Genomic DNA, 21215 nt, shown 5'->3' on the forward strand with positions numbered 1-21215 from the left:
TTCGGTGCACCCGGGAACAAATGAGTGCACCGAAGCGGGGCGATCCGCTCAGAAGCGCGTGAACAGAAGCCGGTTGGGCGTGCCCCCGGACACGCTGGCCGAGTGCAGGCGAATGCGGTCGACCGTGGCGTAGGAATCGAGCCTCGTGGTGACCTCGTACGGGGTCGCGGTGGGGACGGCGGACAGGTACTGCGCGGCCACCCCCGCCACGTGCGGCGCCGCCATCGAGGTGCCGCTGCGCACGCCGGTGGCGGTGTAGCTGCCGACGGCGAGCGAGGTGATGCTGCTGCCGGGCGCCAGGATGTCGACGCAGCGGCCGTAGTTGCTGAACGACGACTCGTAGTCGGTGCTGGTGGTGGCGCCCACCGTCATCACGCTGGGCGCGCCTGCCGGCGATTGGAAGCAGGCGTTCTGCGGCGTGCCCGCGAAGTCGCCGTTGCCGGCGGCGGCGGCCACGAAAAAGCCGGCCTTCACCAGCAGCTCGGCCGCGTCGCGCACCGACTGCACGTTGCCGTAACCCAGGCTCATGTTCACCACGGCCGGCTTCTTTCCGTTGCGGGCGATCCAGTCCATCCCCGCGATCGCCATCGACGCGGTGCCGCCACCCGTGCAGTTCACCACCCGGCCCGCGTAGATCCACACGTTCTTGGCCACGCCGTGGGTGGTGCCGCCGATGGTGCCCGCCACGTGGCTGCCGTGGCCGTGGCAGTCTTCGGCGCTGCCGTGGCCGTCGCCCACGAAGTCGCCGTTGCTGCCGTTGGCGATGAACGACGTGCGGGGATACAGGTCGGTGTGCTTGCTGTTGACCCCCGTGTCCAGCACGTACGCGTTCACCCCCTTGCCGGTGGAGCCGTAGGTGAACGACGCGCTCAGCGGCAGGTCGCGCTGGTCGATCCGGTCCAGCCCCCAGCTGGGCGGGGCCAGCTGCGTGGTGAACAGCTGCACGGGCGCGTCGGGCTCCACGTATTCCACGCGGAGATTGCGGCGCAGGGCGTTCAGCTGCCCGGCGTTCAGCGTGCCCGCGAAGCCGTTGATGGCGGCGGTGTAGACGAAGCGGGGATTCACCCCGGCCGCGGCGGCCACGGCGCGCGGGTCTGCCCCGCCCCGCAGCACCACGATGTAGCCGCCATCCGCCGAAACGGAGCGGAGCGGAGCGTTGGCCGGGGCGGCGGAGGGGAGGGAGGGCTGGTCCGCGCAGGCGGCCATCACCAGCAGGGGGGAGAGGAAGGCGTATTTCATCGGAGCATTCTCCAGCCGTCGTCGTTTGGAGCTGCGGCGGAGGCCCGGCAAGGGCGCCGGACCGGTGAGCGGTGCTCATCGCGTGCACGTGCCGCGCCCGCCCACCGGTTTCCCTCCGGGCCAGCCGTGGAGCCGCCCCGCCGCACCTCCCCACATTTCTGCGCCGACAGCATCGGCCCATCCCGGGTGCATCTTTGGGACATCTGCGCCCCACCCTGGCTCCCCGCCGGTCGCTTGACACTCCCCCGGCCCCGTCCCAGTCTACCCCTCCCCGCCGGATCCACTCGAGAGAAGCAGAAGCCGATGTCGTTTCGCAGGCAGGACGCGCTGGACTACCACAGCGAGGGCCGCCCCGGCAAGATCGCCGTGGTGCCCACCAAGCCGGCCAGCACCCAGCGCGACCTGTCGCTGGCGTACTCGCCCGGCGTGGCGGAGCCGTGCCGCGACATCGCGCAGAACCCCGAAGACGTGTTCAGGTACACGGCGCGCGGCAACCTGGTGGCCGTGGTCACCAACGGCACCGCCGTGCTGGGGCTGGGCGACATCGGCCCGCTGGCGGCCAAGCCGGTGATGGAGGGCAAGGGCGTGCTCTTCAAGCGCTTCGCCGACATCGACGTGTTCGACATCGAGGTCGCCAGCAAGAACGCCGACGAGGTCATCCGCTTCTGCGAGATGCTGGAGCCCACCGTGGGCGGCATCAACCTGGAAGACATCGGCGCGCCGGACTGCTTCTATATCGAGGAAGAGCTCAAGCGCCGCCTGCAGATTCCCGTCTTCCACGACGACCAGCACGGAACGGCGGTCATCAGCGGCGCGGCCCTGCTGAACGCGCTGGAGATCAGCGGCAAGAAGATCGAGGAGCTGAAGTGCGTCTTCAGCGGCGCGGGCGCGGCAGCCATCGCCACCGCCGAGCTGTACCTCTCCCTCGGCATGCGGCGCGAGAACATCGCGATGACCGACAGCAAGGGCGTCATCCGCGCCGACCGGGGCAACCTCGACAAGTACAAGGCCCGCTTCGCCACCACGCGCGACCTCCACACCCTGCAGGACGCCCTGCGCGGCGCCGACATGTTCGTGGGCCTTTCCGTGGCCGGCGCGGTGACGCGCGAGATGGTGGCGGGGATGGCGGACGCGCCCATCGTCTTCGCCCTGGCCAACCCCGATCCAGAGATCCTTCCGGAAGACGTGCTGGCGGTGCGGCCGGACGCCATGGTGGCCACGGGGCGCACGGACTATCCCAACCAGATCAACAACGTCCTGGGCTTTCCCTTCATCTTCCGGGGCGCGCTGGACGTGCGCGCCCGCGCCATCAACGACGAGATGAAGATGGCCGCCACCCGCGCCCTGGCCGAGCTGGCGCGGCGCGACGTGCCCGAGGCGGTGGAAAAGGCGTACGGCGGCGAGCGCTTCCGCTTCGGGGCCGACTACCTGATCCCCAAGCCCTTCGATCCGCGCATCATGTTGTGGGTGGCGCCCGCCGTGGCGCAGGCGGCGATGGAAACGGGCGTGGCGCGGCTGACCATCGACCTGGAGCAGTACCGCGCGGAGCTGATCGCGCGCCTGGGCCGCGGCCGCGAGGTGATGCGCGACATCATGCGCCGCGCGCGCCGCGACCCGCGCCGCGTCGTCTATCCGGAGGGCGAGAACGAGCGGATCATCCGCGCCTGCGCCCTGGTGCTGGCGGAGCAGGTGGCCCGCCCCGTCCTGCTGGGCCGCGCCGACGCCATCCGCCAGCGCGCGATCGAGCTGGGGGTGGACATCGAGGGGGCGGAGATCGTCGACTTCCGCCACGACGAGGCGCTTCGCGAGCGGTACGCCCAGCAGCTGTACCGGCGCCGCCAGCGCAAGGGCGTCACGCTGGCGCAGGCCCGCGAGCGGATGCACGAGCCGGTGTTCTTCGGCTGCATGATGGTGATGGAGGGCGACGCCGACGCGCTGCTGGCGGGCGAGGACATGTACTACCCGGAAACCATCCGCCCCGCGCTGGAAACCATCGGCACGGCGCCGGGGGTGCGGCGGGTAGCGGGCCTGTACATGATGGTGATGCAGCAGGACGTGGTGTTCTTCGCCGACACCACCGTAAACCCCGATCCCGACGCGCAGACCCTGGCCGACATCGCCCTGCTCTCGGCCGATTTCGTGCGCCGGCTGGGGATCGAGCCGCGGGTGGCGATGCTCTCGTACTCCAACTTCGGCTCGGCCCGCGGGCCGGCGTCCGACAAGGTGCGCGTGGCGACGGAGCTGGTGAAGCAGCGCCGGCCGGGGCTGGAGATCGACGGCGAGATGCAGGCCGACACCGCGACGATGGACGAGTTCCGCCTGGCGAACTACCCGTTCACCTCGCTCCGTGGTCGTCCGAACGTGTTGATCTTTCCCAACCTGGACGCGGCCAACATCGCCTACAAGCTCATGTGGCGCATGGGCAACGCCGAGGCGTTCGGGCCCATTCTGCTGGGGATGGCGCACCCCATCCACGTGCTGCAGCGGGGGAGCGAGGCGGCCGACGTGCTGAACCTGACGGCGCTGGCCGTGGTGGACGCGCAGGAGCACGCCGGCCGGCACGATGCCGCCTGATCCGGCGTACGCGCCGGGCGACACCGTCCGCATCCACTACACGCGCCCGCCGGACCGGGTGCAGCTCTTCGAGCAGGCCGTCGTGCACGACGCCGGCCTCTTCGTCGTCACCTACCTCCCCGCGGCGCAGCTGAAGAAGCCGGTGATGGTGGAGGGGCGGGTGGTGCTGGAGCCGGGCGCGCCGGTGGTCTGGTTCACCTACCGGGGCGACGTGTGGCACGACGTGGGGCGCTTTCACCTGGCGGATGGCACGTTCACCGGCGTGTACGCCAACGTGCTGACGCCGGTGGAGATGGACGGCACCCGCTGGGATACGACGGACCTGTACCTGGACGTGTGGCGCGGGGCGGATGGCGAGATCCAGCTGCTGGACCGCGACGAGTTCGACGAGGCGGTGAGCGCCGGGCTGCTGACGCCCGCCGTGGGGGAGCGCGCGTTCACCGAGGGCGAGCGGCTGGTGCAGGGGGCGCGGCAGGGCGCGTGGCCCCCGGCGCACGTGGACGAGTGGACGCTCGAGCGGGCGCGAGCGCAACTCGGCTGAACACGTGTCCGCGAGGAAACTCGAACTTCGGCGCGCGGGCCGGCGCCCCCCATCCCCAACCCTTCCCCCGCAAACTGCCGCGGGGGAAGGGAGTCAGTGCCGTGCGCCGCCGATGGTGTATCAACATTCCCGGAGTCACGCATCTGTCATCCCTGAGGCCCATCCGCACCGCATACTCCCCCGCACACCAAACCGTGTCATCCTGAGGCCCAGGCGCGCCGCACTGGCCCGCAGCACCTCCGTCGCGGGCCGAAGGATCTAGCCGCGGACACGTACAAACTCGGGCGCGGCAGCGGTCACCGAGCCCAAGGCCTCGGCTCCGTCGTGAGCGGGTGAACCCGCCGCTCGGAAAGCGGTAAGCCCCGACACGGGCCGCTGGCGCGTCCCGTTCGGGGCTTCAACCACACGCCCACCGTACCTGCCGAGCTGTCATCCTGAGGCCCAGGCGCACCGCACTCTCCCGCACACGTCACCACGGGGGGCGAAGGGATCTCGCCGCGGCTACCTACAAACTAGGGCGCGGCAGCGGTCACCCAGCCCGAGCGCCTCGGCTCGTTCGGGCGGGCGAAGAAGCCGCTGCAAGGTGCACCCGAATGATGCGCGCGCTGGGTGGGTGCGGCGTGCGTGCAGGTGAAGCCTCGAACCGGACGCGCCAGCGGCCGGTGTCGGGGCTTTCCGCGCTTCCAGCGGCGGGTTCACCCGCCCCTGGATGGGGGGCGCCGCGGGATTCCCCGATGCTCCCCCGGGTGTGTGGCGGATCCCTCGGTCGCTGCCAGGGATGGTGTAAGGGCAGGTGCATCGTGGCCGCTCCGTCGGGATGACAGCGCGTGCTTCGGCTGGTGCGGTGTGCGCGAAGCCACCCTGCGACGGCGGGACCGTGGCTTGCCGGGCGGGGCCGCACGCCGGTACAATCCTTCGATCGAATGGAACCGCTCACACGAGAGGCTGTCGGCATGACCCGTATCTTTAGCCCGAACCCCGCCGCGCTGGCCCTGGTGCTCGCCGCGTCGCTGGCCGCCTGCGCCGGCCAGCAGCAGCCGGCACCGCCCGAGCAGACGCCCGCACAGGCCGCCCCGGCTCAGCCCGCGGCCTCCACAACGCCGGCCGCGAGACCGGCGACGGCGCAGCAGCCCGCCAGCCCGCGCGACACGGCCGAGATCGTTTTCGCCGAGCGGCGCATCATGGTGGACTACGGCCGGCCGTACATGCGCGGGCGTACCGTCATGGGCGGGCTGGTGCCCTATGGGCAGGTGTGGCGCACGGGCGCCAACCAGGCCACGCACCTGGTAACGCAGCACGATCTGCGCATCGGGAACGTGTCGGTTCCGGCGGGCACCTACACGCTCTACACGCTCCCCGGCGAGAACGCGTGGCAGCTGATCGTCAGCCGCCAGACGGGGCAGTGGGGCACCGTGTACCAGCAGGCGCAGGACCTGGCCCGCATCCCCATGCAGGTGGGCCGCACGTCCGCGCCGGTGGAGCAGTTCACCATCTCGCTGAACGCAGACCCGGGCGGCAACCGCGTGAACCTGGCGATGGAGTGGGAGAACACGCGGGCCTGGGTGCCCATCGAGATCGTCAACGGCGGCGCACGGTAGCGGCGGATGGAGTCGGAACGCAGGACGGCGGAGCGCGCCGAGCCCTTTCGCCGCTTCGCGGAGTGGATGGAGCGCGCGTTGGCGGCCCAGGTGCCGGAGCCCACGGCCATGGCGCTCGCCACGGCCAACCCCCAGGGGCACCCGTCCGTGCGGATGGTGCTGCTGAAGGGCTTCGACGAGGACGGCTTCGTCTTCTACACCAACCTGGAAAGCCGCAAAGGGCGCGAGCTGGCGGAAAACGCCCACGCCGCGCTCTGCTTCTTCTGGCAGCCGCTGGAGCTGCAGGTGCGCATCGAGGGGCGCGTGGAGCCCGTCTCCGCCGCCGAGGCCGACGAGTACTACGCGTCGCGCGCCCGCGGCAGCCGCATCGGCGCGTGGGCGTCGCTGCAAAGCCAGCCGCTGGGCTCGTATCAGGACCTGATGGCCGGCGTGCAGGAGTACGAGGCGCGGTTCACGGGCGACGACATTCCGCGGCCGCCGCACTGGTCCGGATTCCGGGTGATCCCCTCGCGCATCGAGTTCTGGCAGGGCCGCCCCAACCGGCTTCACGAGCGCGAGCGCTTCGACCTGGACCTGGCCGACCCGCAGCTGTGGCGCGTGCAGCACCTGTATCCGTAGGTCCGAGCGGCTGCAGTTCCAGCACGCCTTAGCACCCTCGCCACGCTATGTGGCGAGGGTGTGTTGTTTTTTGATGGGAGTGGCGGCGCGACGACGTGCACCAACTCGGGCGGGATGCGCACCGAATGTCATCCCGACGGAGCGGCCACCGGTAACCACCCCCGGCACGATGGACGGCAGCGACCGAGGGATCCGCCACACAGCCGGGGCTCGCACCGAAACTTCGGACGCACCGATCCCGTTGTTTCCCGCGGGATCGCGAGCAGCGTGGAACCCGCCGGTGAATCGGCAGGTAGACAGCGGCGGCGCCTCTCGCGGAGTGTGTGGCGGATCCCTCAGTCGCTGCGGAGCACGGTGGAATCGCAGGTTCGGTGTGGCCGCTCCATCGGGATGTCACCGTTCGTGGGCTTCGGCCGGAGCGGTAAACCTTTCGGGTCAATAAAGCATCGGACACTCCAGAGTGGCTGCCGCGGTCCCCTCCATGCCCTCTCCTGTCATGGGTTGCGCGCCCGCCCGTCTGCTGCGATCCTGTGGCGCCAGCATGTATCATCTCTCAGAAAGCCCATGGCACTGCTACAGCCCTCAGAGGCGGCACACGGAAACGGGCGCGCGATTACCCGGGTTCCGCTCCGCGACCAGGTGCACCACGCGATCATCGAGCGCATTCTGCGCGACGAGCTGAAGGCATCGGCGCGGATCAGCGACACGGCCCTGGCTCGTGAGCTGGCCGTGAGCCGCACGCCCATTCGCGAGGCGCTGCTCCGGCTGGAGCGCGAGGGCTTCCTGATGGCCGACGTGGGCCGCGGCTTCTTCGTGAAGCCGCTTTCTCAAGCCGAGGTGCGCGACGTGTACCCCGTGCTGTGGACGCTGGAGGTGCTTGCCCTGCGGACGGCCGCGCCGCTGACGGACGCGCGGCGCGCGGCGCTGGCCGAAATCAACGCCCAGCTGGAGGGCGAGGACGACCCGGAACGCCGCATCGACCTGGATGCGCGATGGCACCGCACGCTCCTGGAAACCTGCGGCAACGAGTACCTGCTGGGCACCATCGACGCCATGAAGCGGGTGATCCGCCGCTACGAGTACGCGTACATGCTGAACGCGGGGTTCATTCCCGTGTCCACCCGCACCCACGAGCAGATCGTCGCCCACGTCGTGGCCGGCGAGATCGACGACGCGGTGCCGCTGCTGGAAAGCAACTGGCGGTTCTCGATGGAAAGCCTGCTCGGCTGGCTGCGCGACGACGGCGAGTGAGCCGGACATGGACGAACGAAAGGCCCGCGGCGGTTGCCGCGGGCCTTTCGCGTTTTCGGGCGGCGTGCGCCGTCAGTTGTCGTAGTGCATTCCCAGCAGGCGCGTCCAGGCCTTGGCCATCTGCTCGTACTCCGCCGGGCAGCGCACCGCGCGCGACTGCGGGAGCAGGCCGTTCGTCACCCAGTGCTGGTACTTCTGCGGGTCCGAGCCGTAGATCCAGCAGACGATGTTGTACAGGCGCTGCGGCCCCAGCGAGTGCTCGTCGGCGTAGTCGGAATCGTCGAACTGGTTGCCCGTCTGCAGGGCCAGCGCGCCGGCGACGGCCGCGTTGGCACCCTTGTCGCCGTCCTGCAGCAGCACCAGGGCGGCCAACTGGTCGGCGGCGTCCTCTTCGCGCCCGGTCACCGGCAGGTCCAGCTGGTGCCGCAGGGCGTGCCCCACCTCGTGCATCATGATGAAGGCGAACGCCCCGTCCATCTTCTCGCGCAGCTCGTCGGCGTTGTTCGTGGCCTGGCTGAAGATGGCGTTCAGGTACTCGATCATCTCGTAGCAGAACGTCACCCGGCCTTCGCTGGGGCTGTAGAAGGCGTTGGGGTCGCCGCACTCGCTGAACAGCAGCGGAACGTTGCGGGGGAGCGGGAAGTTGGCGTTCAGCTGCTGGGCGAACGCTTCCATCCGCTGCTCGGCCTGCACCTGCTCGCGCATGGTGTTGTACTGCGGGTTGCGGACGGCCGGGTAGCCGGCCACCCACTTGCCCGTCAGCTGCGAGCGGTTGCTGCCCTGCCCCGGGGTGTTCCCGCCGTTGTTGCTGGCCTGGGCGGGCGCCCGCTCCACCGTCAGCGTGTACGAGCCGGTGGTGCGCGGGGCCACCGAGTTGGCCCGCACCAGGTACAGTCCGTTCTCGTTCACCCGCACGCGAAGCTGCGAGTTGGTGCCCCCGCCGCCGTCGTCGTCGTGGCGCACGTCGCTCACGTCCTCGCCGTCCGTGGACGCGACGGTGAGGAAGGCGTCGAAGTCCGACGAGCGCATGGTCACCAGCACCTCTTCGCCGGGCGTGCCGCGGTAGAGGAAGTTGTCGGCGTACGAGCTGTCGGAAAGCATGGGATCGCTGCGCTCCAGCCGCCCCGTCACCGGCTGCCCCGCCTGCAGCGAAGCCATTCCCGACGCGCTGCCGCGCTCCTGGCTGGTGGGCACCTGATCGGCGCGCTGCACGATCAGCGAGTACGGCCCCGTCTCGTCGGCGCCGAACGAGTTGGCCATGATCACGTACGTGCCGCTCTGGTCGAGCGTCGCCCGCACCTGCGCGTTGTTCCCCGGTCCGCTGTCGTCGTCCTGCGCCACCCGCTCCACGTCGCCGCCGGACATGCGGGCCAGGGTCAGGTACGGGTCGAACGAGGTGGAGGTGAGGGTGATGGCGATCTCGTCGCCCGGGTTGCCGGAGTAGGTGAACACGTCGTAGTGCGAGCCGTCGTCCAGCTTGGGGTCCGACGCTTCCAGCCGCCCGCTGACCGTCTGGCCGATGCGCACGGCCGGGTAGCTCCCCGCGGCCTGCTGCGGCTCGTTGCGGCGGCGGCGGCGCACCACGCGCCCGGCCGGCTGCACCGACAGGGTGTACGCACCGGTCACGTCGCCACGCAGCGAGTTGGCGCGGATCACGTAGCGCCCGCTGGCGGGCACCTCCACACGCAGCCGCGCGTCGGTTCCGCCGCCCCCGTCGTCGTCGGTGTCGGTGCCCTGGATCGCTTCGTTCGCGCCGGGACCGCCGCCCAGGTAGGCGTCGAACGCCGCGGACGTCATGGTGATCTCGATGTCCTCGCCCGGCGTTCCCTGGTACGTGTACAGGTCGTAGTGCGAATCGTCGCCCAGCTTGGGGTCCGACGCGGTGAGCTGTCCGTTCACCGTCTGCCCGGAGCGGATGGTGCCCGGCTGCGCCTGCCCGCCGGTGCGGCGCGGGGTGGGGGTGGGCGTGGGCTCGGGGTTGGGCGCGGGGGCGCCGCCGGCCTGCACCGAGAGGGTGTAGGCGCCGGTCTCCCCGCCGGAAAGCGAGTTGGCGTGGAAGTAGTAGACGCCGCTCGCGGGCACCGTGGCCACCATGCGGGCGTTGGTGCCGCCGCCGCCGTCGTCGTCCATGTCCACCGTCTGCACCCGGCCGGCCTGGATGGTGGGGCCGCCGGCCAGAATGGCGTCGAAGGCGGTGGAATTCATGCTGATGGTGATGCGCTCGCCGGCCCGGCCGCGGTAGACGTACAGGTCGAAGTGCGAGTCGTCGTCGAGCTTGGGGTCCGACGCCGCCAGCGAGCCGTTGACGGTCTGGCCGGCGCGGATGGCCTGCTGCGCGCCGGCGGGCGACGATGCCACGAGGGCCGCCAGGACGGCGCCCAGCAGCGGAGCGGATGTGCGGTTCATCATTCCGGTGAATGCACGAAGGTGGGTGTTCAGCGGGAGAGTGGGGTGCGAACGCAGTCCCGCGGGAAGTGCAGGGAGAGAAAGGACGGGCGCGCGAGGGGATCGGCGCCCGGGGCCCGTCTGGTCCTACCGGGGTGCAATATAAATGGTTCCGCCGCCGCGTCCAGCAGTTCGTTGCAGTTGCGTGCGGCAGGGGTTCGGGTTGCCCGGGGTTGGCATTGAGCGTAAACCCATTCGGAAAGTGGAAAGCCCCCACCGCCCCGGAGCGGGTGAACCCGCCGCTGGGAAAGCGGAAAGCCCCGACTCGGGCCGCTGTCGCGTCCCGCTCGGGGCTTCACCTGCACGTGCGCCGCAGCTGCCGTGGGAAGTCCGGGCGCGCCGCCCAGGCCTCCGCCACACCAGTGCAGGCCAGTCCGCGCAGGCGGACTTCGTGTCGTTGTTGCAGCGACTTCAGTCGCCCGTGCCGGGGGATGGCGCCGCAACTCCTCTTTCGATCAGCGCCTTCCGTCCTCCCGCGGGCGGGCCACTGTGAGGGGGCGGCGGATGACGACGGGGGCGCGCCCGGGAACCCGCACCTCCACCTCCAGCGTGTATTCGCCCGGGCGCAGGTCCGGCGGAAGCCTCACGCCCAGCGAGCGGCCGACGATGGGGCCGCTCTGCGCCTCCTCGTTCCACCGCATGCTCACCGCCCGCCCCGCGCGCGCCAGCCCCACGGCCTCCAGCTGCCTGCGCCCCCACCCGGGCTGCCCCGGCACCAGTTGAAGCGCCACGCCCATGCTGTCCGTTCCCGGCGGCACGTCGTACATCTCCCAAAACACGGCGAAGGTTTCGCCCGGGGCGGCGGTGCCGCTGCCGCGGGCCAGGGGAGCGGCCTCGTCCAGCGCGGCCGGGCGGGCCTGCGCGTCGGCAAGCAGCAGCAGGTCCGACGCGTGCTCGCCGGGCTGCACCACCATCGCCTGCCGCCACCGGCCGACGATGCGCGTGGAATCCTCGCGCACCTCCAGGCTGACGACCGTGGCCCCCGGCGCCAGCCGCAGCCGCAGCGCACCCGTCGGCGAGTCGCCCGTGGCCCGGACCACGCGGGCGGGCGCGTCCACTTCGGCCATCGCGACGAGCGCGGCGCGGATGCGGGGGGCGGGCGGAAGGCTGTCGCGCTCCATGGCGTACGCGGCCACCACCTCGGCCTCGGCGCCCCGCCGGAAGACGGCCAGGTCGTGGGGCAGCGCCACGAACCGGTGGGCGTACGCCGGGGCGTACCGCGTGACGTCGGGAACGCCGTCGTCCTCCCACGCCCCTTCGTCCAGCCGGGCCGGGTCCATGGCGGCGGCGAGCGGCGGAAGGAACTCGCTGGTGCGCGGCTTCACGTAGCTGACCAGACCGTCCTGCCTCCCCGCGCCGCGGACGTAACGCTCCCACCACACGTGGCGGCCGTAGCGCACCAGCAGCTCGCCCGAGTCCTCCCCCCACGGCAGCCCCTCAGTGATCCGGGCGCGCTGCTGCATGCGGTGGAACACCCAGCGGGTGGCGTGCTCCGTCCAGCGGTCGTTCCCCGGCTCCGACCACAGGGGGTCGGCCAGCCACCACACCCGCCGGGCGAGCGCCTCGCGCTCGCCCGCGTTCGCGCGCCGCCAGGCGCGGCCCGCATCCGCGGGAAGCAGCGGCAGAAGGTCCGTCCACTCCTCGCGTGCGGCGGCGGGCATTCCGCCGAGCGCGCGCGTGAACGCGGCCTCGGACTCGGCGAAGCGGCCGGCGTCGTGAAGCGCGTAGCCTTCCAGCGCGGCGCACCACCACGGCTGGGCGCGGCACTCGCGCGCGGCGGCGACCGCCCGCTCCCCCTGCCCTGCCTCGGACAGGTACCGCACGCGCTGCCCCGCGATCCACCCGTCTCCCGGCAGCGCGGCCGCCGCCCGGTCCAAGGCAGCGATCAGCTCCGCGCGGCGGGGCGGAACCCTGCGGTGCTCGGGGGGCGGGTCCGCCTCGTTGTCGTCGTCCAGCCAGAAGCAGAACCGGCCCACCCGGTGGTCGCACCGTTGCGAGCTTCCCACGCCGCCCAGGCTGATGGGGATGTGGCGGTAGCGAAAGTGCTCGAACGCCGACTGCGCGCTCCGCGCCTGGCGCAGCACGGCGGCGGAATCCACGCGCTGGACGGCGGCCGGAGGCGCGCTGCCCGCGGTGAACCGGGCCTGCGCGGATGCGGTGAAAGGGACGAGGACGGCACCCGCGAGAACTGCGCTTCGGACGAGGATTGGGACCATGCGCGGCGACCCTGCGTGAGGAGTGGTGCGGCGAAGCGGGAGTGGATGATTGCGCTGCATCGCGCGGGCCAGTGGGGAGAACTTCGATCGTGTATCGACCAGGTCCGGCGCGTCGGCCGGGCGCCCCCCATCCCCAGCCCTTCCCCCGCAAACTGCGCGGGGGAAGGGAGCCAGTGTCGTGCGTATCCACACTTTGGGCGTGCACCGCAGCCCTGTCATCCTGAAGGCCAAGCCACACCGCACTTGCCCGCACACCGCCCTCCGCGGGCCGAAGGATCTGGCCTGCGTCACTCCTCAGCTTGGGCGCGGCAGCGTGCATCAGTGCAGAGGCCGCAGGGTCGGGGCGTTTCGAACGGGGCCGGTGCATGCCCCGGCTGCCCTCTCCCCCGGCCCCTCTCCCGCAAGCGGGAGAGGGGAGAATTCGATCGCGCTTCGGCCGGGTCGTGCACTCGAACGGCAGGTGCAGTCCGCGAAGGCGGACTTCGTGACGTTCCAGCCGCGACTTCAGTCGCCCCAGCAGGGCCGAGGCCTCTGGTCGGGCCGGGCGTGCTCCCATGCCGGGCGTCCGAGTCCCAGGGCCTCGTGCCCGCTGCCGCGCCCCGGCTCGTTTCCCTTCCGCGGCAAGATCCTTCGGCCCGCGTGGGATGGCGTACGGGCAGGTGTGGCGCGCTTGGGCCTCAGGATGACAAGCTATGGCGCTTCGGCTGGCATGATGCACCACACCGGCTCCCTTCCCCCGCGGCGGTTTGCGGGGGAAGGGTTGGGGATGGGGGGCGCCTCGGGCCGCACCGAGACCGTTCGAAACGCTCCCTATCCCCCGGCGACGTTCTTGTGCCCGAAGGCGAAGACCACGCCCACCAGCACGATCAGGATCACCCCGTACGCCGCGGCGCCGCCGAAGTCGAAGCCGCGCAGGCTGGACAGCATCTCCACCGAGATGGGCCGCGTGCGGTGCGTGTACAGCAGGATGCTGGCGACGAACTCGCCCAGCGCCGTCACGAACGCCAGCAGCGCCCCCGCGGCCAGCCCGGGAAGCACCAGCGGCAGCACCACGCGGCGCGCCGTCGTCCAGCGCGAAGCGCCCAGCGAGGCGGCGGCCTCTTCCAGCGCGGGGTCCATCTGCCGGAAGCTGGTGAGCGCGGCCCGCGTGACCAGTGGGATGTTGCGGATGAAGTACGCCAGCGGCAGGATGGCGAAGGTGCCCACCAGCACGAAGCGGCCGGCCAGCGGCTGGTGCACGTTGAAGGTGAACACCAGCGCGATGGCCAGCACCGTGCCCGGCAGCGCCCACGGCAGCGCCACCAGCGCCGACACCAGGCCGCGCCCGCGCAGCTTCTTCCGCGACATCAGCCAGGCGGCGCCATAGGCGAAGATGACGTTGGCGATGGTAGCCACCGTCGCCATGCGCAGCGAGTTGAGGATGGGCACCAGCCGCTGCGAATCGCCGAACAGCCGCGTGTAGTTCTCGGCCGAGTACGAGGGGGGCAGCGTCTGCGTGGTCCACGTGCCCTCGGGGACGAACGAGATCAGCAGCACCGTGGCGTGGGGGAGCAGAAGGAAGCCCACCAGCGCCGTCGCCGCGAGGGAGAGCACGTGCCCCCGCCCGCCCGCGGCCGGCGGCGCCGCAGACAGCCCCTTGCCCGCGCCGGTGTACTCGCGGCTGCTCTCGTAGCGCTGAAGCAGCACCAGGAACAGCATCGACGCAGCGGCCAGCACCACGGCCTCCACCGCCACCAGCCCGTCTTCGCCGTTCAGCTTGCTGTTGAACAATTGCGTGGTGAGCACGCGAAAGCCGCCGCCGAACACGTACGGCGCGCTGAACGACGCCATCGACGTCATGAACACCAGCAGCGCGGCGCCGCCCAGGGCGGGCGCCAGCATGGGCAGGGTGACGCGGCGCATGGTGGTCCACCAGCCGGCGCCCAGGGCCGCGGCGGCCTCGGCGTAGCCGGAATCCAGCCGCGACAATCCGGCGGAGGTGAACAGGTAGAAGTAGACGTACATCGTGTACGCATGCACCAGCAGCACCGCCCACGCGCCGGTCATCCGCCAGGGCGCCTGCTCCATCCCGAACAGCGCCTGCACGCCGCGCGTCAGGAACCCGCTTTCGCCGTAGAGGAACAGGAAGGAGATGGTGCCCACCAGCGGGGGCAGCAGCACGGGCATGGCCGCCAGCGCGCCCAGCACGCGCCGCCCGGGAAAGTCGCGCCGGGCGAAGAGAAAGGCGAGCGGAACTCCGATCAGCGCGGAAAGGACCACGCTGGCCAGCGAGATCCACACGCTGTTCCACAGCGCCTCGCGTTCCGAGCGGCTGCCCAGGAAGCGCGCGTAGTGCTCGGTAGTGAAGCGCCCGCCGTCGAGCACGCTGTCGGCCAGCACGAACAGGTTGGGATAAAGCACCAGCCACAGCAGCACGAAGGCGACCGCCGCCATCAGCAGCAGCGTGCCCCGCGACGTGCGCCGCGCGTCGTTCCGGTCGCTCATGTGGATCGTGGAGAGGATGGTCGCGTCAGCCGGCGCGCGGCAGGGTGAGCGTAAAGGTGCTTCCCCGCCCCGGGGTGCTCTCGGCCGTCAGGTCGCCGCGCATGCCCACCGCCAGGTCGCGGCTGATGGCCAGCCCCAGCCCCGTGCCCTCCGCGGTGCGCGTGAGGTCCGACCGCAGCTGCACGAACGGCTCGAAGATGGCGTCGAGCTTGTCCGGCGGAATGCCCATTCCCGTGTCGGCGACCACGAACACGGCGTTCGGGCCCACCGAGTCGCAGCGCAGCGTCACCGTTCCGCCTGCATCGGTGAACTTTACGGCGTTGGAAAGCAGGTTCGCCAGGATCTGCCGCAGCTTCTCTTCGTCGGCGCAGACCACGAAGTCGTCTTCGCACGTCTCCACCTCCAGCGCCAGCCCCTTGGCCTGGGCCTGCGGCGCCACCAGCGCCTCGGCCGAAGCGAGGGCGGAGCTCACGGTCACTTCGCCGATCTGGTAGTGGACGGTGCCCGTTTCCAGCTTGGCGTAGTTCAGCACCTCGTTGATCAGCCCCAGCAGGTGCCGCTGGCTGGCCTGGATGCGCACCAGGTCCTCCCGCTGCTGCTGTGTGACCGGCCCGCGGATGCCCATCTCGATGAGGTCGGCGTACCCGCCGATGGCGTTCAGCGGGGTGCGCAGCTCGTGGCTCATGGTGGCCAGGAACTGGCTCTTGGCGCGGTTGGCCTCTTCGGCCGCGCCGGTGCGCTCCTCCAGCTGCTCGGTGGTGGCCTGCAGCTCGCGCGTGCGCCGCTCCAGCGCCTCGGACTGCGCCTGCATCTCGGCCGCCCGCTGCTCCAGCCGCGCAGCCAGGGCGCGCGCTTCCTCCGCGCGGCGGCGCAGCTCCAGCGACAGCCGCCGCGCGCGCAGCAAAATCTCCACCCGCGCCCGCAGCTCGGGGCGCTCGATGGGGGCGATGATCAGTTCGTCGACGCTGCGCCACACGTGCCGGGTGATCATCTTCACCCCCGGCCGCGAGGTCACCAGCAGCACGGGGAGGAAGGCCGGGTGCTCGGCCGTCTTCCGGCGCTGCACCCGCTCCCACAGGCGGTCGAGCGCGCGTCCGTCCAGCACGCACAGGTCGAACTCTCCGTCCAGCGCCTCGTCGTCCTCCGCCGGCACCACGGCGTAATCGCGCGACAGCTCGCCGGCCAGCAGCGACCGGTTCTCGGGCTGGTCCAGCAGCAGCAGGATGCGGCTGCCGCGCCCCTCCGGCGGGCGCGGTGCCTCGGACGTGGCGCGGACGGGGTCCGCCGCCGGGGCGCCGTTCATTCGCGCGGGGGATCGTCGTGGCGCACCCGCTCCGGCGTGCCGGTCAGCACGCCGCGAAGGCCGGCGAGCGGGGCGCCCACCTGCACACCGTCGCAGGTGACCTCGATCTCCCTCAGTGTCTTCGCGAAGTCGCTGAGCCGCTTCTTCAGCACGCCCACCGTCTTGCGCAGCTCGCCGCCCATCTCCAGGTAGCGAAGGAAGATGAGGTTGTCGCACAGGTAGCTCACGCCGATGTCGGTCGCGCGGAAGTCGCCGGTGATGGAATCGGTCTCGTTCACCAGCAGCACGGTAACGCCCATGTTCTTCAGGTAACGCCCCAGCGAGTGCAGGTGCATCACCAGGTCGTCGCCCGCCAGCGTCAGCCGGTATCCCGAAACCCCGTCGATCATCACGATCTTCACCCCCCGCTCCTCCACCTCGCGCCTCACCATCAGCGCAAACTCGCCGGGCGAGAAGCGCAGCGGCTCGATCTCCACGACGTGGAGCGACCCGTCGGTCATCATGTCGCGCACGGAGATGCCCACGCTGTCACAGCGGTGAAGCAGCGTTTCCAGCCCCTCTTCGAACGCGTACACCACCGAGCGTTCGCCGCGGGTGGCCGCTTCCTTCATGAACTGCATGCCGAGCGTGGTCTTTCCCACGCCGCTGGGTCCGCTGAGGATGGTGATGGTGCCCCGCTCGATGCCGCCGCACAGCATCTCGTCCAGCTCGCCGATGCCGGAGGCGATGGGGTCGGGGTCGAAAGGCCGCTCGTGCGCGGCGGGCACCAGGCGCGGGTACACCTCCATGCCGGTCGCGGTCAGGCGCATGGAGTGGCGGCCGCCCTCGAAGTCCGACCCGCGCAGCTTGTTGACGCTCAGGTAGCGCCGGAGCACGCCGTACTCGGCAGAGATTTCCAGGTCGATGATCCCGTCGCTCATGAAGCGCAGGTCGTCGTCGGGAACGCTGTCCGTAGGCTCGGAGCTCAGCAGCACCGTGGCGCCGTGCTCCACCAGGTAGCGGACGAAGGACAGCGCCTGCTTGCGGAACTGGAAGGCGTCGGGTGCCAGGTAGCGAAGCGTGGTGACCGCGTCGACGAACACCCGCTGCGGCTTGAGCCCTTCGATGGTTTCCACGATCTGCCGCGTGGTGGGGTCGCGCTCCACGTCGGCGGGGGAGAAGATGTCGTAGCTCTGGTTCTGCGCGAAGAACTCGCGCGTGGGGCTCAGGTCCAGGAAGGAGATGCCCGACAGGTCCAGCCCCTGCGCCGCCGCGTCGCTGCGAAGCTGCGTTTCCGACGATTCCAGGGTGATCAGCAGCGCCCGCTCGCCCAGCGCCACGCCGGCGGCCAGGAAGTGAAGCCCCAGCGTGGTCTTTCCGGTGCCGGGGCCGCCGCGCACCAGGTACGCGCGTTCCGGGACCAGGCCTCCATGAAGCACTTCGTCGAGGCCGGGCAGCCCCGTTGGGCGCCGCGGAGTGCCGGTATCCACGTGAGATCCTCGCTGGATGTTTGGAAAGGCCGCCGTAGCATTTCGGCGATCCCGAATACATGAACCGCGCCAACCCCTCGCGCACGCACCGAACACCGTCATCCTGAGCCCCAGGCGCACCGCATTCGCCCGATCACCCGTCCCGGCGGGGCGAAGGATCTAGCGGCGGATGCGTAATCGGTTGGGCGCGGCAGCGGTCACCGTAGCCGAGGCCTCGGCTGGCGTGGGGCCCTCACCCGGCCGCGCTGACACGCGTGCCCCCCTCTCCCACAAACAGCGTGGGCGAGGGGATACACACCACAAGGTCCGAGTGGCGTTCCGAACGAGGTCCGGTTGCATGCCTCGGCCGCCCCCCATCCCCAACCCTTCCCCCGCAAACAGCCGCGGGGGAAGGGAGCCAGTCTGTTGCGCGAGGCCAGCCGATGCGCAATTCAGGTCTCCCCCTCCCCTGCGCAGCGGGGGCCGGGGGGCGGGCCGGGGGGAGGGGGCTCCCAAGGCATGCACCGGCAGCCCGCCCTCATCCGGTGTGACGTTCCCCCCTCTCCCGCGCAGTTTGCGGGGGAGGGGCCGGGGGAGGGGGACCCGCCTACCGCGCCTCCACGGGATACGCCACGGGCTCGGCGCGGGGATGCAGCGCCACCCGCACCGCGTCGCCGGCGGACGCCTCGTGCGGGCGCCCGTGGATCAGCACCTCGGGGCCGCCGTCCAGCGCCACCCGGTAAAACGTGGCCGACCCCGCGTAGCGGCGGTCCAGCACGCGGCCGGGGAGCGCGCCCACGGCATCGGTCCCGGCGAGCTCCAGCCCCTCGGGTCTCACCATCACCCGCAGCGGCGCGCCGGGAGCACGGGGCGCATCCGCCGAGAGCGCCGCGGTCCACGCCGCCCCGCCCGCGAGCCGGCAGACGGCGCGATCTCCATCCACCGAGCCCACCGTGGCATCCAGGAAGTTGGCGCGGCCCAGGAACGACGCCACGAACGCGTTCGCCGGCGCTCCGTACAGCTCCTCGGGCGAGCCCACCTGCTGAAGCCGCCCGCGCTCCATCACGGCGATGCGGTCCGACAGCGCGAATGCCTCTTCCTGGTCGTGGGTCACGAAGATGGCCGTCATCCCCAGGCTCTTGAGCAGCGCGCGCAACTCGTCGCGGGTGCGCTCGCGCAGGGCGGCGTCCAGGTTGCTCAGCGGCTCGTCGAGCAGCAGCAGCGGCGGCTCGGGCGCCAGCGCGCGGGCCAGCGCCACGCGCTGCTGCTGCCCGCCGGACAACTCCTGCACCTTCCGCTTTCCGTAGCCCGCCAGCTCCACCAGCCCCAGCGCCCGCTCCACCCGCGGCCCCACGACGTCCTTCCTGTCGCCGCGCGACTTGAGGCCGAACGCCACGTTCTCCCACACGTCCAGGTGGGGGAAGAGCGCATAGTTCTGGAACACCATCCCCACGTCGCGCTTCTGCGGCGGCAGGGCCGTCACCTCGCGCCCGCCCAGGACGATGCGGCCCGACGTGGGATGCTCGAACCCCGCGATCATCCGCAGCGTCGTCGTTTTTCCGCAGCCGGAGGGCCCCAGCAGCGTCAGAAACTCGCCCGCGGGCACCTGCAGCGACACCGCATCCACCGCCGTCGTCTCGCCGAAGCGCCGGGTGATGCCGTCCAGCGACAGGATCGGCTGCGAGGCGGACGAGGGTGCGGCGACGGGCACGGTCGACGTCACTTCCCGCCCCGGTTGCGGACGTTTTCGTCCCAGTGGCGCATCCACTCGTTGCCGCGCTCCTGGAGGAGCTTCCAGTCCATGGGCTCGGCGACCAGCTTCTCCTGTGCGGCACGCAGGCGCGGAGGCATGGAGTCCTGCGGAAAGTCGGTGCGCGCGGGGAGCCGGAAGAACTCGCGCACGGCCGGGCCCAGCGCGGCGTTCCCGCCGATGTACTCCACGAAGACCCTGGCCGCCTCCGCGTTCGGCGCGCCGCGGACGATGGCGACGGCGTCCACGATGAGCGGCGTACCGCTGGTGGGGATGGTGTACTCGATGGGGTACTGCGCGCGCACCATCTCGATGTCCGGCAGCGCCCAGAGCGTCACGTGGCCTTCCTGGCGCGCCAGCATCTGGTACAGCATGGTGGGATTCAGGACGTACTGCTTGGTGTTGGCGTCCAGCCGGCGAAGCCACTGGAACCCCTGCGCCGTGTCGCCCGTGGCGCGAAGGCCGCGCTGCACCACCATCCCGAAGATGGTGCGCATGGTGCCGCTGGCCATGGGATCGCGGATGAGCACCTTGCCCTTCCACCTGGGATCGAGCACGTCGTCCCAGTCCTTGGGCGCCTCGGCGGCGGGCACCACCTGCGTGTTGTAGGCGATGACCTCGGGGGTGATGTAGGTGCCGAACCAGTAGCCCTCGGGGTCCTTCGCCTCGGCGGGGACGGCCGTGGCCCACGACGGGGTGAAGGGCTGCAGCATGGAGTCGGCGGCGGCCTGCTCGAACATGTTCGCCGGGGCGCCCCACCACACGTCGGCCTGCGGGTTCGCCTTTTCGGAGCGGACGCGGTCGAACACCTCCTGCGATCCCATGTCGACGTACTGCAGGTCGATCGTGGGATTGGCGGCCTCGAATCGCTTTTCGAACGCCTGCAGCATTTCACGCCCGTGTGGTGAATACACGGTGAGCACCTGCCGGCCGTCGCCGCCTCCGCAGGCGGTGGTGAGGGCGGCGAGTGCCAGGATGGAAAGCCCGCGGGCGGTGGTCAGCATGGTTGGTCGTTCCAGGTTTCAACTGCGAAAACTTCGGTCGGGCGAGTGGCCTCGGCGCATGCCGCGGGTTCCCCCTCCCCCGGCCCCTCCCCCGCAAACTGCGCGGGAGAGGGGGGAATTCACACCGGATGAGGGCTGGCTGCCGGTGAATGCCTTGGGAGCCCCCTCCCCCCGGCCCTCGTCCCCCGCTGCGCAGGGGAGGGGGAGACCTGAACTGCGCTTCGGCCGGCCCCGCGCAACGGACTGGCTCCCTTCCACCTCGGCTGTTTGCGGGGGAAGGGCTGGGGATGGGGGGCGCCCGCCCGAGCACCGGGCCTGCCCGCTTGCACCCCAACCCCGAAGTGTACCCCCTCTCCCACGCTGTTTGTGGGAGAGGGTGGCACGCGTGTCAGCGCGGCCGGGTGAGGGCCCCACGGCAGCCGAGGCCTCGGCTTCGGCGACCGCTGCCGCGCCCCAGTTTGTACGTGCCCCAGGCTAGATCCTTCGGCCCGCGACGGATGTGCTGCGGGCTGCTTCTGTGCGCCTGGGCCTCAAGGATGACAGGCCTTGGCGCTCCGTCGTCCGGACCTCAGGATGACAGGCCTTGGCGCTCCGTCGTCCGGACCTCAGAGGGTGTTGAGAAACGTCAACTTGGCCGAAGCCGACGGAGCATGAGACCCGACATCGCAAGATGGATCCATGCTTCGCTGCTCTCCATTAGGCCCTCATAGTCCTTGCTCAACCGGCGGCAGCGCCCCAGCCAAG

The 21215-nt window shown here is 70.9% G+C and carries 13 protein-coding genes and 1 pseudogene; 5 read left to right on the forward strand and 9 right to left on the reverse strand.

All coding sequences use genetic code 11. The features are described from left to right. Positions 1-48 precede the first annotated feature (48 nt). Entirely contained in the window at positions 49-1239 is a 1191-nt protein-coding gene (locus VGB24_RS15660; protein WP_331073889.1) for a S8 family peptidase, read from the reverse strand. Positions 1240-1542: 303 nt separating this feature from the next. Here VGB24_RS15660 and VGB24_RS15665 point away from each other — a divergent pair, with 303 nt between their 5' ends. The 5 genes from VGB24_RS15665 (at position 1543) to VGB24_RS15685 (ending at position 7821) form a co-directional block, all read left to right on the forward strand. Further along, on the forward strand, positions 1543-3813 hold the full coding sequence (locus tag VGB24_RS15665) for an NADP-dependent malic enzyme (RefSeq protein ID WP_331073890.1): 2271 nt from the start codon (positions 1543-1545) through the stop codon (positions 3811-3813). Continuing rightward, a complete protein-coding gene (locus VGB24_RS15670) occupies positions 3803-4354 on the forward strand; it encodes a DUF402 domain-containing protein (protein ID WP_331073891.1) in 552 nt (183 codons plus the stop codon). Before VGB24_RS15665 ends, VGB24_RS15670 begins: the two co-directional genes overlap by 11 nt. A gap of 953 nt (positions 4355-5307) precedes the next feature. Next, positions 5308-5952, forward strand: coding sequence for a DUF2911 domain-containing protein (locus VGB24_RS15675; protein ID WP_331073892.1), 645 nt, complete (start codon positions 5308-5310; stop codon positions 5950-5952). Positions 5953-5958: 6 nt separating this feature from the next. Continuing rightward, complete coding sequence (gene pdxH, locus VGB24_RS15680; RefSeq protein WP_331073893.1) at positions 5959-6570, forward strand: pyridoxamine 5'-phosphate oxidase; 612 nt, start codon at positions 5959-5961, stop codon at positions 6568-6570. Between the two features lie 639 nt (positions 6571-7209). Further along, a complete protein-coding gene (locus tag VGB24_RS15685; protein ID WP_331073894.1) occupies positions 7210-7821 on the forward strand; it encodes a GntR family transcriptional regulator in 612 nt (203 codons plus the stop codon). Positions 7822-7893: 72 nt separating this feature from the next. Here VGB24_RS15685 and VGB24_RS15690 read toward each other — a convergent pair whose 3' ends face one another. The 8 genes and pseudogenes from VGB24_RS15690 to VGB24_RS15725 form a co-directional block, all read right to left on the reverse strand. Continuing rightward, on the reverse strand, positions 7894-10230 hold the full coding sequence (locus tag VGB24_RS15690) for a DUF4344 domain-containing metallopeptidase (protein WP_331073895.1): 2337 nt from the start codon (positions 10228-10230) through the stop codon (positions 7894-7896). 491 nt (positions 10231-10721) lie between these two features. Beyond that, positions 10722-12482, reverse strand: a complete 1761-nt coding sequence (locus VGB24_RS15695; RefSeq protein ID WP_331073896.1) for a hypothetical protein — start codon at positions 12480-12482, stop codon at positions 10722-10724. Between the two features lie 810 nt (positions 12483-13292). After that, complete coding sequence (locus VGB24_RS15700) at positions 13293-14966, reverse strand: iron ABC transporter permease (protein ID WP_331073897.1); 1674 nt, start codon at positions 14964-14966, stop codon at positions 13293-13295. A gap of 25 nt (positions 14967-14991) precedes the next feature. Further along, on the reverse strand, positions 14992-16269 hold the full coding sequence (locus VGB24_RS15705; RefSeq protein WP_331073898.1) for a hybrid sensor histidine kinase/response regulator: 1278 nt from the start codon (positions 16267-16269) through the stop codon (positions 14992-14994). Next, positions 16266-17738: an ATPase domain-containing protein gene (locus tag VGB24_RS15710; protein WP_331073899.1), complete on the reverse strand. Its 1473-nt coding sequence runs from the start codon at positions 17736-17738 to the stop codon at positions 16266-16268. Before VGB24_RS15710 ends, VGB24_RS15705 begins: the two co-directional genes overlap by 4 nt. A 586-nt stretch (positions 17739-18324) precedes the next feature. Continuing rightward, entirely contained in the window at positions 18325-19440 is a 1116-nt protein-coding gene (locus tag VGB24_RS15715) for an ABC transporter ATP-binding protein (protein ID WP_331073900.1), read from the reverse strand. Next, entirely contained in the window at positions 19437-20471 is a 1035-nt protein-coding gene (locus VGB24_RS15720; protein WP_331073901.1) for an extracellular solute-binding protein, read from the reverse strand. Before VGB24_RS15720 ends, VGB24_RS15715 begins: the two co-directional genes overlap by 4 nt. Positions 20472-21096: 625 nt before the next feature. Then, positions 21097-21215 (reverse strand): annotated as a pseudogene (locus VGB24_RS15725) (IS5/IS1182 family transposase); the annotation flags it as partial.

The organism is Longimicrobium sp. (genome assembly GCF_036399935.1).
GTDB lineage: Bacteria > Gemmatimonadota > Gemmatimonadetes > Longimicrobiales > Longimicrobiaceae > Longimicrobium.